Genomic DNA, 14,033 nt, shown 5'->3' with positions numbered 1-14,033 from the left:
CACCGTGAATAGCCAATACCGCAAGCGCCTGCCCGGCACCGCGCTGGATTACTTCGACGCCCGTGAGGCGGTCGAGGCGATCCAGGCCGGCGCCTGGGCGAGGCTCCCCTACACCTCGCGCGTGCTCGCCGAGCAGCTGGTGCGCCGCTGCGATCCGCAGGATCTGACCGCCTCGCTGGAGCAGCTGGTCCACCGCAAGCGCGACCTGGACTTTCCCTGGTACCCGGCGCGCGTGGTCTGCCACGACATCCTTGGCCAGACCGCACTGGTCGACCTGGCCGGCCTGCGTGACGCCATCGCAGAAAAAGGTGGTGACCCGTCCAAGGTCAACCCGGTGGTGCCGACCCAACTGATCGTCGACCACTCCCTGGCCGTCGAGGCAGCGGGATTCGACCCGGACGCCTTCGAGAAGAACCGCGCCATCGAGGATCGCCGCAATGAGGATCGCTTCCACTTCATTGACTGGACCAAGACCGCGTTCAAGAACGTCGACGTGATCCCGGCCGGTAACGGCATCATGCACCAGATCAACCTGGAGAAGATGAGCCCGGTGATCCAGGCGCGCGGCGGCATCGCCTTCCCCGACACCTGCGTCGGCACCGACTCGCACACCCCGCACGTCGATGCCCTGGGCGTGATCGCCATCGGCGTCGGCGGCCTGGAAGCCGAAACGGTGATGCTTGGCCATCCATCGATGATGCGTCTGCCTGATATCGTCGGCGTCGAGCTGACCGGCAAGCGCCAGCCTGGCATCACCGCCACCGACATCGTTCTGGCGATTACCGAGTTCCTGCGCAAGGAGCGCGTGGTCGGTGCCTGGGTCGAGTTCTTTGGCGAGGGCGCCGACAGCCTGACCATCGGCGACCGCGCCACCATCTCCAACATGTGCCCGGAATACGGTGCCACCGCCTCGATGTTCTATATCGACGGCCAGACCATCGATTACCTCAAGCTCACCGGGCGCGAGCCGGAGCAGGTTGCATTGGTGGAGAACTACGCCAAGACCCTCGGCCTGTGGAGCGACGCGCTGAAGACCGCCGAGTACGAGCGGGTGCTGCGCTTCGATCTGGGCAGCGTGGTGCGCAACATGGCCGGCCCGAGCAACCCGCATCGTCGCCTGCCCACTTCGGCTCTGGCCGAGCGCGGCATCGCTGATGAGGTCAAGCTGCAAGCCGGCAAGGGCGAGGAAGCCCAGGGGCTGATGCCCGATGGCGCGGTGATCATCGCCGCCATTACCAGTTGCACCAATACCTCCAACCCGCGCAACGTCATCGCCGCCGGTCTGGTGGCGAAGAAGGCCAATGAGCTGGGCCTGGTGCGCAAGCCCTGGGTGAAGACGTCTTTCGCACCGGGTTCGAAAGTCGCCAAGCTGTACCTGGAGGAGGCCGGCCTGCTGCCGGAGCTGGAGAAACTCGGCTTCGGCATCGTCGCCTATGCCTGCACCACCTGTAACGGCATGTCCGGCGCGCTGGAACCAAAGATCCAGAAGGAAATCATCGACCGGGACCTGTACGCCACCGCTGTGCTCTCGGGCAACCGCAACTTCGACGGACGTATCCACCCCTACGCCAAGCAGGCCTTCCTTGCTTCGCCGCCGCTGGTTGTAGCCTACGCCATCGCCGGTACCGTGCGCTTCGATATCGAGCAGGACGTGCTAGGCCATGACCTGAATGGCAAGCCGGTCACCCTCAAGGACCTGTGGCCGAGCGACGAGGAGATCGACGCCATAGTCGCGGCGAGCGTCAAGCCGGAGCAGTTCAAGCAGATCTATATCCCGATGTTCGATCTGGGCACCGTCAAGGAAGCCGACAGCCCGCTGTACGACTGGCGCCCGATGTCCACCTACATCCGCCGCCCGCCGTACTGGGAAGGAGCGCTGGCCGGTGAACGCACGCTCAAGGGCATGCGTCCGCTGGCGATCCTGCCGGACAACATCACCACCGATCACCTGTCGCCGTCCAACGCCATCCTGGCGGACTCGGCCGCCGGTGAGTACCTGGCGAAAATGGGCCTGCCGGAGGAGGACTTCAACTCCTACGCCACCCACCGCGGCGACCACCTGACCGCGCAACGCGCCACCTTCGCCAACCCGCAACTGGTCAACGAGATGGCCGTGATCGACGGACAGGTGAAGAAGGGTTCGCTGGCCCGCGTCGAGCCGGAGGGTAAGGTGATGCGCATGTGGGAGGCCATCGAAACCTACATGAACCGCAAGCAGAACCTGATCATCGTCGCCGGTGCCGACTACGGCCAGGGTTCGTCCCGTGACTGGGCGGCCAAAGGCGTGCGTCTGGCGGGTGTCGAGGTGATCGTCGCCGAAGGCTTCGAGCGTATTCACCGCACCAACCTGGTGGGTATGGGCGTGCTGCCGGTGGAGTTCAAGCCGGGCACCACCCGCTTGACCCTGGGTCTGGACGGCACCGAGACCTATGACGTGGAAGGCGAGATTTCGCCGCGCTGCGACCTGATCCTGGTGGTCAATCGCCGCTATGGCGAGGTGCTGCGCGTACCGGTGACCTGCCGTCTGGACACTGCTGCCGATGTCAGCGTGTACCAGGCTGGCGGCGTGCTGCAGCGCTTCGCCAAGGACTTCCTCGAAGGCACGGTGGCTTGACCTGACGCGACATGCCGGCCCGTCAATGGGCCGGCACAACTCCTATAGGTGCGCGTAGCCCGGATGCAATCCGGGGAGAACTGCGTCGTCATTCCCGGATTGCATCCGGGCTACTTTTTCAGGGCTGCGTGTATGTCCCATTTACCGCAAGTGAAAATCCCCGCCACCTACATGCGTGGCGGCACCAGCAAGGGCGTTTTCTTCCGCCTGCAGGATCTGCCTGAGCGTTGCCAGGTGCCGGGCGAGGCGCGCGACAGGCTGTTCATGCGAGTGATCGGCAGCCCCGATCCGTACTCGGCGCAGATCGACGGCATGGGCGGCGCCACGTCGAGCACCTCCAAATGCGTGATTCTGTCGAAAAGCAGCCAGCCTGATCACGATGTCGACTACCTCTACGGTCAGGTCTCAATCGACAAGGCCTTCGTCGACTGGAGCGGCAACTGCGGCAACCTGTCCACGGCGGCTGGCGCCTTCGCCATCCACGCCGGCCTGGTCGATCCCGCGCGGATTCCCGAGAACGGCACCTGCGTGGTGCGCATCTGGCAGGCCAATATCCAGAAAACCATCATCGCCCATGTGCCGGTCAGCAATGGCCAGGTGCAGGAAACCGGCGACTTCGAGCTGGACGGTGTGACCTTCCCGGCAGCGGAGATCGTGCTGGAGTTCCTCGATCCGTCCGATGACGGCGAAGAGGGTGGCTCGATGTTTCCCACCGGCAATCTGGTCGATGACCTCGAAGTGCCGGGTGTCGGCACCTTCAAGGCGACCATGATCACGGCTGGTATCCCGACGATCTTCGTCAATGCCGAGGACATCGGCTACCAAGGCACCGAGCTGCGCGAGGCTATCAACGGCGATCCGGCGCAACTGGCGCGCTTCGAGCAGATCCGCGTTGCCGGTGCGCTGCGCATGGGACTGATCAAAACGGCCGAGGAGGCTGCGACACGTCAGCACACCCCGAAGATCGCCTTCGTCAGTCCGCCCAAGGACTACCGCACCTCCAGCGGCAAGGACGTGAAGGCCGGCGAGGTCGATTTGCTGGTGCGGGCGCTGTCCATGGGCAAGCTGCACCACGCGATGATGGGCACCTGCGCGGTGGCCATCGGTACGGCGGCAGCGATTCCGGGCACGCTGGTCAACCTGGCGGCTGGTGGCGGCGAGCGCGAGGCGGTGCGTTTCGGCCATCCGTCCGGCACCTTGCGTGTCGGCGCGCAGGCCAAGCGGGTCGATGGTCAGTGGACGGTGACCAAGGCGGTGATGAGCCGCAGTGCGCGCATCCTGATGGAAGGCTGGGTGCGCGTACCCGCTGAAAGCTTCTAGGCCCTGAATGAGAAAAGGCTCGAAGTTTCGAGCCTTTTCCCTTTTTAAACATGGGCTTGCAGCGATCATTTAAGGCGTCTTTCAACACCTTTTTCCACCAGAATCTTGGCCGAAATTTCCTCGACCGAGAAATGCGTGGAGTTGATGAAGGCAATGTTTTCGCGGCGGAACAGGCCTTCCACCTCGCGCACTTCGAACTCGCACTGGGCGAAGCTGGCGTAGCGGCTGTTGGGCTTGCGCTCGTGGCGGATGGCGGTGAGACGATCCGGGTCGATGGTCAGGCCGAACAGCTTGTCGCGGTACTTTTTCAGTGAGTCTGGGAGCTGCAGGCGCTCCATGTCGTCTTCGGTCAGCGGGTAGTTGGCGGCGCGGATGCCGTACTGCATGGCCATGTACAGACAGGTAGGCGTCTTGCCGCAGCGCGACACGCCGACCAGGATCAGATCGGCCTTGTCGTAATAGTGGGTGCGGGCGCCATCATCGTTGTCGAGGGCGAAGTTCACCGCCTCGATGCGCTCCATGTAGTTGGAGTGCTGGCCGATGGAGTGTGACTTGCCGACCGAGTAGGAGGAGTGCGAGCTCAGCTCCTGCTCCAGGGGGGAAAGGAAGGTCGAGAAAATATCGATCATGAAACCATTGGCGGTATCGAGGATCGCACGAATATCGCGGTTGACGATGGTGTCGAAGATGATCGGGCGGGCGCCGTCCCTTTCAGCGGCGGCATCGATTTGTTGTACCATGGCGCGCGCTTTTTCGATGCTGTCGATATAAGGGCGCGTCAGTTTGGTGAACTGAATGTTCTCGAACTGTGCGAGCAAGCTCTGGCCCAAGGTTTCGGCCGTGATGCCGGTGCCGTCGGAGATGAAGAAAGCGGTTCGTTTCATTTGCGCCAAAGGCCTTAAGCTGAGTTCGATTCTTGGCTATGATAGGCCGCGTTTTACGCCGGGCCCACCGGGTTCGGCATTGTTACTTATACAAGGGCAAGGCCACAATCGCGCGACCTCGGTCGTTCGACATTGCGCAGCCCACTGAGCTTTTCCAATACAGTTAGTGGAGAGATCACCTTGGTAGAGTACGTAGTTTCCCTCGATAAGCTCGGCAATCACGATGTTGAGCATGTGGGGGGCAAGAACGCATCCCTCGGCGAGATGATCAGTAACCTGGCCGGTGCCGGTGTCTCGGTTCCCGGCGGTTTCGCCACTACGGCTCAGGCCTACCGCGATTTTCTCGAGCAAAGCGGCCTGAATGCGCAGATCCACGCGGCGCTTGACGCACTCGATGTCGATGACGTCAACGCCCTGGCCAAGACCGGCGCGCAGATTCGCCAGTGGGTGATGGACGCCGAGTTCCCGGCTGAGCTGGACAAGCAGATCCGCGAAGCCTTCGCCACCATGAGCGCCGGCAACGACAACATGGCCGTGGCCGTGCGTTCCTCCGCCACCGCCGAAGACCTGCCGGACGCCTCTTTTGCGGGGCAGCAGGAAACCTTCCTCAATATCCGCGGTGTGGACAACGTGATTCGCGCTGCCAAGGAAGTCTTCGCTTCCCTGTTCAACGATCGTGCCATCGCCTACCGCGTGCACCAGGGCTTCGACCACAAGCTGGTCGCTCTGTCTGCCGGCGTGCAGCGCATGGTGCGTTCGGAAACTGGTACCGCCGGTGTGATGTTCACCCTGGACACCGAATCCGGTTTCCGTGATGTGGTGTTTATCACCGGCGCCTACGGCCTCGGCGAGACCGTGGTGCAGGGCGCGGTGAACCCTGACGAGTTTTACGTGCACAAGCCAACCCTGGAAGCGGGCCGTCCGGCGATCCTGCGTCGCAACCTGGGCAGCAAGGCGATCAAGATGATCTACGGCGACGAAGCCAAGGCTGGTCGCTCGGTGAAGACCGTCGAAGTCGACCGTGCCGAGCGCGCGCGTTTCTGCATCACCGACGCCGAGGTCAGCGAGCTGGCCAAGCAGGCGCTGATCATCGAGAAACATTACGGCCGCCCGATGGACATCGAGTGGGCCAAGGACGGTGATGACGGTAAGCTGTACATCGTGCAGGCCCGTCCGGAAACCGTGAAGAGCCGCGCCAGCGCCACCGTGATGGAGCGCTACCTGCTGAAAGAGAAGGGCACTGTGCTGGTCGAAGGCCGTGCCATCGGCCAGCGCATCGGCGCCGGCAAGGTACGCGTGATCCACGACGTATCCGAGATGGACAAGGTGCAGCCGGGCGACGTGCTGGTCTCTGACATGACCGACCCGGACTGGGAGCCGGTGATGAAGCGCGCCAGCGCCATCGTCACCAACCGCGGCGGGCGTACCTGCCACGCGGCAATCATCGCCCGTGAGCTGGGCATTCCGGCCGTGGTCGGTTGCGGCAATGCCACCAGCGTGCTGAAGGACGGTCAGGGCGTGACCGTATCCTGCGCCGAAGGCGATACCGGTTTCATCTTCGAAGGCGAACTGGGCTTCGACATTCGCAAGAACTCGGTCGACGCCATGCCGGATCTGCCGTTCAAGATCATGATGAATGTCGGTAACCCGGATCGCGCTTTCGATTTCGCTCAACTGCCGAACGAAGGTGTTGGCCTGGCTCGCCTGGAATTCATCATCAACCGCATGATCGGCGTGCACCCGAAAGCGCTGCTGAACTTCTCCAGCCTGCCGCCGGAGATCAAGGACAGCGTCGAGAAACGCATCGCCGGTTACGGCGATCCGGTCGACTTCTACGTCGAGAAGCTGGTCGAGGGTATCAGCACCCTGGCCGCCGCCTTCTGGCCGAAGAAAGTCATCGTGCGCCTGTCGGACTTCAAGTCCAACGAATACGCCAACCTGATCGGCGGCAAGCTGTACGAGCCGGAAGAAGAAAACCCGATGCTGGGCTTCCGTGGTGCTTCGCGCTACATCAGCGAATCCTTCCGTGACTGCTTCGAGCTGGAATGCCGCGCGTTGAAGAAAGTGCGCAACGAGATGGGGCTGACCAACGTCGAGATCATGGTGCCGTTCGTGCGTACCCTGGGTGAGGCCTCGCAAGTGGTCGAGCTGCTGGCCAGCAATGGCCTGGCCCGTGGTCAGGATGGCCTGAAAGTCATCATGATGTGCGAACTGCCGTCCAACGCCATTCTGGCCGAAGAGTTCCTCGAGTTCTTCGACGGTTTCTCCATCGGCTCCAACGACCTGACCCAGCTGACTCTGGGCCTGGACCGTGACTCCGGCATCGTTGCCCATCTGTTCGATGAGCGTAACCCTGCGGTGAAGAAGCTGTTGGCCAATGCCATCGCTGCCTGCAACAAGGCTGGCAAGTACATCGGCATCTGCGGCCAGGGTCCGTCGGACCATCCAGATCTGGCCAAGTGGCTGATGGAGCAGGGGATCGAGAGCGTGTCGCTGAATCCGGACTCGGTACTCGACACCTGGTTCTTCCTGGCTGAGGCTCAGCCAGCCTGAGGTCTGTGATCGATCCAGAAAGGGCGGGTTGATCCCGCCCTTTTTGGTGGTCATCGTGTTTTGCCAGTCATCCCAAGCCGTCGCCAGCGATATGCAATATCGCTCCCGGCGGTTTTTTATGCGTGTCATTATTCTTTTATGGCGTCTCGCCAGTGCGGTCATCTGATCCATGCAAAGCAGTAGTGAGCTTTTTCCCGTTTCCCTGATGAGTGCCGAACTGCGTGGCGATCTCAGTGAAGACGTCTATCTTCTCAAGCCCAACAACAGCCCGGACTCCAGCGTCGAGCTGGCCTTGACCCGGCTCGGCCGCGCAGGGGCAGAAGGCGAGCGTGGCGTGCCCGTGGTATTGCTGCACGGCAGCTTTTCCAATCGGCGCTTCTGGTATTCGCCCAAGGGCATTGGCCTGGGGCCTTACCTGGCGCGCGCGGGGTTCGATGTGTGGATCGCCGAAATGCGCGGCCACGGCCTGTCGCCGCGCAACGAAAACTATCGAGACAACCACGTGGCGCAGTACGTGCGCTATGACCTGCCAGCCATTGCTGATTTCATCATCGAGCAGACCGGGCAAGCCGCGCACTGGGTCGGCCACTCCCTCGGTGGAGTGATTCTGGCGGCGGCGCTGGGGGGCGGTTATCTCGACGAGTCGCGTGCGCGTTCGGCGGCATTGTTCGGCAGCCAGGTCAGCCGTATCTACTGGCCGCTCAAGCTGCCGCCTGTGGAGTGGGGCGGTCGCCTGCTGCTGCGTGCCTTTCCCTACCTGTCCGGGCGTCGGCTGAAGCGCGGCCCTGAAGACGAGCCGACCGGCCTGGCACTGGAAACCCTACGCTGGCTCAGGCTGTTCGGGCGTTTCGGTGATGCTGATCAGGATTGGTGGGCGGGCCTGGCTCAGGTGCGCGTGCCGATTCTGGCGGTAGGAGCTGCGGCCGATCAGCAGGATCCAGCCTGGGCCTGTCGCAAGCTGCTGGAACAGTGCAGTGCGGCGCCGTCGCGGTTCTTGCTGCTGGGCAAGGAGAACGGTTTCTCCAGTGACTTCGGGCATATCGAAATGCTGGTCAGCAAGGAGGCGCAGCGCGAGGTGTGGCCCTTGACCGAATACTGGTTGCAGCATCTGCAACTGCCCGCCGGCTTTGCCGATCAGGCCTCTGCTATAGGATCTTGAGCTGCTGCTTGAGATCGTCCCGGCCGTTTCTTCGGCACGGGCTTAGCGGTAAGATGTGACGCATCATGTGTGGGTGGTCATTTCAGGTTCAAGTGCTTGTTTGTCGTTCATGTCGGGCGAGTTCGCAGCGATAGCGCGATGCTGAATTGTCCCGCTTCAAGCAGGTCCATGAAGGTGGCTGCCTTCTCATCCATTGTCGAAAGGAGTTCTGTCATGCACTACATCACCCCTGATCTGTGCGATGCCTATCCGGAACTGGTTCAGGTCGTCGAGCCCATGTTCGCCAACTACGGCGGCCGCGATTCTTTCGGCGGTCAGATCGTCACCATCAAGTGCCATGAGGACAACTCGCTGGTGAAGGAGCAGGTCGATCTGCCTGGTCAGGGCAAGGTCCTGGTCGTGGATGGCGGCGGTTCCCTGCGACGTGCGCTGCTCGGTGACATGCTGGCCGAGAAGGCCGCGAAGAACGGCTGGGAAGGCATCGTCGTATATGGCTGCATCCGTGACGTCGACGTCATCGCGCAGACCGATCTGGGCGTGCAGGCGCTGGCCAGTCATCCGATGAAGACCGACAAGCGCGGCATTGGCGACCTGAATGTGCCCGTCAGCTTTGGCGGCGTGACCTTCAAGCCGGGCGATTATCTGTACGCCGACAACAACGGCATCATCGTTTCCCCGCAAGCCCTGAGCATGCCGGAATAAGCCGATGCAGGATCAGGATTCGGCGTTGCTGCATGCCTTCGTGCTCGATGGTCGGGGCGGTGCACGCAGCATTACTCGGCATGAACTGGATGGCCTGCAGCTAGGCGAGCAGGAAAGCCTGTGGCTGCACTGGGATCGCGGCCAGGAGCAGTCACAGCGCTGGTTACGTGAGCACAGCGGGCTGGATGAATTCAGCTGCAACCTGCTGCTCGAGGAAAATACCCGGCCGCGTCTATTGCCCCTGCCCGACGATGAGCTGCTGTTGTTCTTGCGCGGGGTCAACCGTAATCCCGGCGCAGAACCGGAAGACATGGTTTCGGTACGTATCTTCGCCGATGCCCGGCGGGTTATCTCCCTGCGTCAGCGTCCATTGCTCGCGACCGATGCACTGATTGCCGATCTGTTGGCGGGCAAGGGGCCGAAGACGTCGTCAGAGCTACTCCTGGAGCTCGCCCGTCACCTCACCAGTCGCGTCGATGATCTGATCGCCGAGTTGAGCGAGCAGCTCGACGTCGAGGAGGATGGCCTCGATGGTGATGAGCGGTATCGTCCCGATCACGGCCTGGTGTTGCAGGTGCGTCGGCGTGCGGCCAGCTTGCGTCGGTTTCTCGCGCCGCAGCGCGATCTCTACGCGCAGCTGGTGCGTAATCGACAGCCCTGGTTCGTCGAGGACGACGGTGACTACTGGAACGAGCTTAACAATCGCCTGACCCGCTATCTGGAAGAGCTGGAGCTGATTCGCGAGCGCGTCGGCCTGGTACTGGAGGCGGAAAGCCGGCGTCTCGGTGAGCGCATGAATCGCATCATGTATCGCTTCACCGTGATCACCGGGATGTTCCTGCCGCTGACCTTTCTCACGGGGCTGCTGGGCATCAATGTCGGCGGGATTCCGGGTTCTGAAAGTCCGATTGGTTTCTTCATCGCCTGCGGCCTTATGGTCCTTCTGGCGCTGGGTCAACTGCTGCTTTTTCGACGTTGGCGTTGGCTGTGATGTGTGACTCATCCGCCGGCTACTGCGTCTAGCCGTGACATCCCGTGAGGTGCGCATGCACGATCCATTCGAAGAGTCTCTACGCGATTTGCTCAAGTCCTCGTCGTCCAGCCATGACGACGATGCTTGCCTGCACCGGGTTCTCAAGACCGCCAACCGCCAGGTCGGCGCTGGTGACCTGTTCAGCCTGGTAGGCCACTGGGCGCAGGCCCTGATGATCGCCCTGAACAACGGTTCGGCGCATGTCGCGCCGGTTTCGCGCCGTACCCAATCCTCTGCTTCTGCTGATAAGGCTGACTGAAATGGAACTCGATCCCTGGACCCAAAGCCTGATCTCCGCGATGACCGCATTGTGGACCAAGGTTGCCGGATTCATTCCCAACCTGTTCGTTGCGCTGGTGTTGGTACTGCTTGGCTTCGTCGTGGCCAAGTTGCTCGACACGCTGCTGTCCAAGCTGCTCGGCAAGGTCGGACTGGATCGCCTGATGACAGGTACCGGTCTGACCAAGCTGCTGGCGCGCGTCGGCATTCACGCGCCGGTATCGACCCTGATCGGCAAGATCGTCTATTGGTTCGTGCTGCTGATCTTCCTGGTTTCGGCCGCTGAATCGCTTGGTCTGCAACGGGTTTCCGCGACCCTCGACGTGCTGGCGCTGTACCTGCCCAAAGTCTTCGGCGCCGCCCTGGTGCTGCTTGCCGGTGTGCTGCTGGCGCAACTGGTCAGCAGCCTGGTGCGCGGCGCTGCCGAAGGCGTCGGTCTGGAGTATGCCAACGGGCTGGGGCGGGTCGCGCAAGGTCTGGTCATCATCATCAGCATCTCCGTGGCCATCGGTCAGCTGGAGATCAAGACCGACCTGCTCAACAACGTGATCGCCATCGTGCTGATTTCCGTTGGCCTGGCGGTCGCGCTGGCATTGGGCCTGGGTAGTCGCGATATCGCCAGCCAGATTCTCGCTGGCATTTATGTGCGCGAGCTGTATCAGGTCGGGCAACAAGTGCAGGTTGGTGAGGTCGAAGGGCAGATCGAAGAGATCGGCACAGTGAAAACCACCCTGTTGACCGATACCGGTGAGCTGGTATCGGTGGCAAATCGAGTGATGCTCGAACAACGCGTGAACAGTCGCTGACGCCAATCTGTTATTTTATGCCGCTGCCCGGCAGGCGTGACCTGCCGGGCACTTTTCGTCCTGACTGTCGGCCCGACTCGTTTTGAACAAAGCCCAGCCCTTGCCCACGCGCTACGACCCCCGCGAGCTCACTGATGAAGAGCTGGTGGCGCGCGCCCACGACGAGCTGTTTCATATAACTCGTGCTTATGAAGAGCTGATGAGGCGCTACCAGCGAACATTATTTAACGTTTGCGCGCGTTATTTGGGGAACGAAAGGGATGCTGATGATGTCTGTCAGGAGGTGATGCTCAAAGTTCTCTATGGCCTTAAGAACTTTGAGGGTAAATCCAAGTTCAAAACTTGGCTCTACAGCATCACCTACAACGAATGCATTACTCAGTATCGAAAAGAGCGGCGAAAGCGTCGATTGGTTGACGCCTTAAGTTTGGACCCGCTCGAAGAGGCTTCCGACGACAAGACACCCAAAGTCGAGGAGCGAGGCGGTCTGGATCGCTGGTTGGTTCACGTCAACCCGATCGATCGCGAGATTCTGGTGCTACGTTTTGTCGCAGAGCTCGAGTTTCAAGAGATTGCCGACATCATGCACATGGGCTTGAGCGCAACGAAGATGCGCTACAAGCGAGCATTGGATCGGTTGCGGGATAAATTTTCGGACACTTCCGAAACTTAGTTCAGCTTCCCGACCACTAAGGGAGTGGCGAACCCTGATATAATCGCCGCCAAGTTGCCGACTGAAGTTAACGGCGACTTATTAACCACCAAGATGGGGATTTAACGGATGAAAGTAAAAAACACCTTGGGCGTAGTCATTGGCTCTCTCGTTGCCGCAACCTCCTTCGGCGCGCTGGCGCAAGGCCAAGGCGCTGTCGAGGTGGAGGGCTTCGTCAATCGCTACTTCACCGACGTTCAGCGTGATTACGCGCACAACGAAGGCAACCTGTTCGGTGGCAGCATTGGCTACTACCTGACTGACGACGTCGAACTGGCGCTGTCCTATGGCGAATACCACGACCTGCGTGGCGAAGGTTCGCAAGGCAGCAAGAATATCAAGGGCAACCTGACCGACCTGAAGGCCATCTACCACTTCGGTCAGCCGGGTGTTGGTCTGCGTCCGTACGTCTCTGCCGGTTTCGGCCATCAGAGCATCGGCGACGCCAACAGCGGTGGTCGTAACCACTCCACCCTGGCTATCGCTGGCGCTGGTGCCAAGTACTACTTCACCGAAATGTTCTACGCCCGTGCTGGCGTTGACGCTCTGTACAACATCGACCAGGGCGACACCGAGTGGCAAGCTGGCGTGGGTGTTGGTCTGAACTTCGGTGGCGGCAGCAAGCCTGCTCCGGCTCCGGTCGTGGCTGCAGCGCCCGAGCCGATGCCTGAGCCCGCTCCTGAGCCGGTGATGGAAGCTGTTCGCGTTGAGCTGGACGTCAAGTTCGACTTCGACAAAGACCGCGTCAAAGAAGAAAGCTATGGCGACATCAAGAACCTGGCTGACTTCATGAACCAGTACCCGCAGACCACCACCACTGTTGAAGGTCACACCGACTCCGTTGGTAGCGACGCTTACAACCAGAAACTGTCCGAGCGTCGTGCAAACGCCGTTCGTGACGTTCTGGTCAACCAGTACGGTGTTGACGGTAGCCGCGTAAACACTGCTGGTTACGGTGAAACCCGTCCGGTTGCTGACAACGCCACCGACTCCGGTCGCGCTATCAACCGTCGCGTTGAAGCTGAAGTGGAAGCCCAGATCCAGCAGTAATGCTTCTGGAGCTCCAAGAAAAACCCGGCCTCGGCCGGGTTTTTTCTTTTCCGGAATAAAAAAGCCTGCCGAGGGGGCGACGGGCAGACAACTTCGTCGCAGGAGCGCGAAGCTTTCAGGCATGCAGGAGCTGAGGCATGCTGATCTGTGTGCTGGCGCGGGCGACTTCGCCGATCACCAGAATGGCCGGGCTCTTCAGGGCGAAGGCTGTTGCATCGTCCTGCATCGCGCCCAGTTGGCTGCGGCACTCACGCTGTGCGGGCAACGAGGCGTTCTCGATCATGGCCACCGGCATCTCGGCGCTCATGCCGCCGGCGAGCAGGCCGTCGCGAATATCCGCTAGCTTGGCGACACCCATATAAACCACCAAGGTGGTGCCGCTCTGCGCCAGTGCCGCCCAGTTCAGGCTGCTGTCGTCCTGGGTGTGGGCGGTGACCAGGGTCACGCCACGGGCCACACCGCGCAGGGTCAGAGGAATGCCGCAGTAGGTGGCGCCGGCCAGTCCGGCGGTGATGCCGTTGACCATCTCCACTTCGATGCCGTGCTCGCCGAGCCAGTCTGCTTCCTCGCTGCCGCGGCCGAAGATGCAAGGATCACCGCCCTTGAGGCGCACCACGCACTTGCCCTGGCGTGCATAGCGCAGCATCAGGCGATGGATAAAGGCCTGCGGGGTGGAGCGGCATCCGCCGCGCTTGCCCACCGAGACGATACGCGCGCCGGGGCAGTGCTCGAGCACGGCCGGGTTGACCAGATCGTCGATCATCACGATCTCGGCCTGGTTCAGCGCCTTGACCGCCTTGAGGGTCAGCAGCTCGGGATCACCGGGGCCCGCGCCTACCAGCCAGACTTTTGCACTCATGTTCACCACCTCTCTCGTGTCACGTGCCGGCGTTTGCCGCTGGTTCCCACGCTCCGGCGTGG

The 14,033-nt window shown here is 61.6% G+C and carries 13 protein-coding genes; 10 read left to right on the top strand and 3 right to left on the bottom strand.

Annotation, left to right across the window (positions count from 1 at the left end; translation table 11 throughout):
• Positions 1 to 4 precede the first annotated feature (4 nt).
• Both acnD and prpF read left to right on the top strand, forming a co-directional pair.
• Complete coding sequence (gene acnD / locus BLS08_RS13960) at positions 5 to 2,614, top strand: Fe/S-dependent 2-methylisocitrate dehydratase AcnD (protein WP_033377568.1); 2,610 nt, start codon at positions 5 to 7, stop codon at positions 2,612 to 2,614.
• A 132-nt stretch (positions 2,615 to 2,746) separates the two neighbouring features.
• Positions 2,747 to 3,934: a 2-methylaconitate cis-trans isomerase PrpF gene (gene prpF, locus BLS08_RS13955; protein WP_017676810.1), complete on the top strand. Its 1,188-nt coding sequence runs from the start codon at positions 2,747 to 2,749 to the stop codon at positions 3,932 to 3,934.
• A gap of 65 nt (positions 3,935 to 3,999) precedes the next feature.
• On the opposite strand, the gene ppsR is transcribed toward prpF, so the two are convergent.
• Entirely contained in the window at positions 4,000 to 4,818 is an 819-nt protein-coding gene (gene ppsR, locus BLS08_RS13950) for a posphoenolpyruvate synthetase regulatory kinase/phosphorylase PpsR (protein ID WP_017676811.1), read from the bottom strand.
• Positions 4,819 to 4,854: 36 nt separating this feature from the next.
• Positions 4,855 to 5,052, bottom strand: a complete 198-nt coding sequence (locus BLS08_RS26555) for a hypothetical protein (protein WP_230874291.1) — start codon at positions 5,050 to 5,052, stop codon at positions 4,855 to 4,857.
• Here BLS08_RS26555 and ppsA point away from each other — a divergent pair.
• From ppsA to BLS08_RS13910, 8 genes are all read left to right on the top strand, one after another.
• On the top strand, positions 4,999 to 7,371 hold the full coding sequence (ppsA, locus tag BLS08_RS13945; protein WP_026088556.1) for a phosphoenolpyruvate synthase: 2,373 nt from the start codon (positions 4,999 to 5,001) through the stop codon (positions 7,369 to 7,371). The genes BLS08_RS26555 and ppsA overlap by 54 nt on opposite strands.
• Positions 7,372 to 7,540: 169 nt before the next feature.
• On the top strand, positions 7,541 to 8,530 hold the full coding sequence (locus BLS08_RS13940) for an alpha/beta fold hydrolase (RefSeq protein ID WP_026088557.1): 990 nt from the start codon (positions 7,541 to 7,543) through the stop codon (positions 8,528 to 8,530).
• Positions 8,531 to 8,743: 213 nt separating this feature from the next.
• The gene (gene rraA, locus BLS08_RS13935) at positions 8,744 to 9,232 is read left to right on the top strand and encodes a ribonuclease E activity regulator RraA (protein WP_017676814.1); all 489 of its coding nucleotides are present in this window, start codon (positions 8,744 to 8,746) and stop codon (positions 9,230 to 9,232) included.
• 4 nt (positions 9,233 to 9,236) lie between these two features.
• Positions 9,237 to 10,223: a zinc transporter ZntB gene (locus BLS08_RS13930; RefSeq protein ID WP_017676815.1), complete on the top strand. Its 987-nt coding sequence runs from the start codon at positions 9,237 to 9,239 to the stop codon at positions 10,221 to 10,223.
• 55 nt (positions 10,224 to 10,278) lie between these two features.
• Positions 10,279 to 10,524, top strand: coding sequence for a hypothetical protein (locus BLS08_RS13925; RefSeq protein WP_017676816.1), 246 nt, complete (start codon positions 10,279 to 10,281; stop codon positions 10,522 to 10,524).
• 1 nt (position 10,525) lies between these two features.
• Positions 10,526 to 11,350, top strand: a complete 825-nt coding sequence (locus BLS08_RS13920) for a mechanosensitive ion channel family protein (RefSeq protein WP_017676817.1) — start codon at positions 10,526 to 10,528, stop codon at positions 11,348 to 11,350.
• Between the two features lie 82 nt (positions 11,351 to 11,432).
• Positions 11,433 to 12,023 (top strand): RNA polymerase sigma factor SigX, encoded by a 591-nt coding sequence (gene sigX, locus BLS08_RS13915; protein ID WP_017676818.1) that lies wholly within the window; start codon positions 11,433 to 11,435, stop codon positions 12,021 to 12,023.
• Between the two features lie 108 nt (positions 12,024 to 12,131).
• A complete protein-coding gene (locus tag BLS08_RS13910; RefSeq protein ID WP_017676819.1) occupies positions 12,132 to 13,112 on the top strand; it encodes an OmpA family protein in 981 nt (326 codons plus the stop codon).
• Positions 13,113 to 13,227: 115 nt separating this feature from the next.
• On the opposite strand, the gene cobA is transcribed toward BLS08_RS13910, so the two are convergent.
• On the bottom strand, positions 13,228 to 13,971 hold the full coding sequence (cobA, locus tag BLS08_RS13905) for a uroporphyrinogen-III C-methyltransferase (protein WP_017676820.1): 744 nt from the start codon (positions 13,969 to 13,971) through the stop codon (positions 13,228 to 13,230).
• Positions 13,972 to 14,033: the final 62 nt, after the last annotated feature.

The organism is Ectopseudomonas chengduensis, from assembly GCF_900102635.1.
GTDB classification, from domain to species: Bacteria; Pseudomonadota; Gammaproteobacteria; order Pseudomonadales; family Pseudomonadaceae; genus Aquipseudomonas; species Aquipseudomonas chengduensis.
This window is presented reverse-complemented; position numbering and strand designations above follow the sequence as displayed.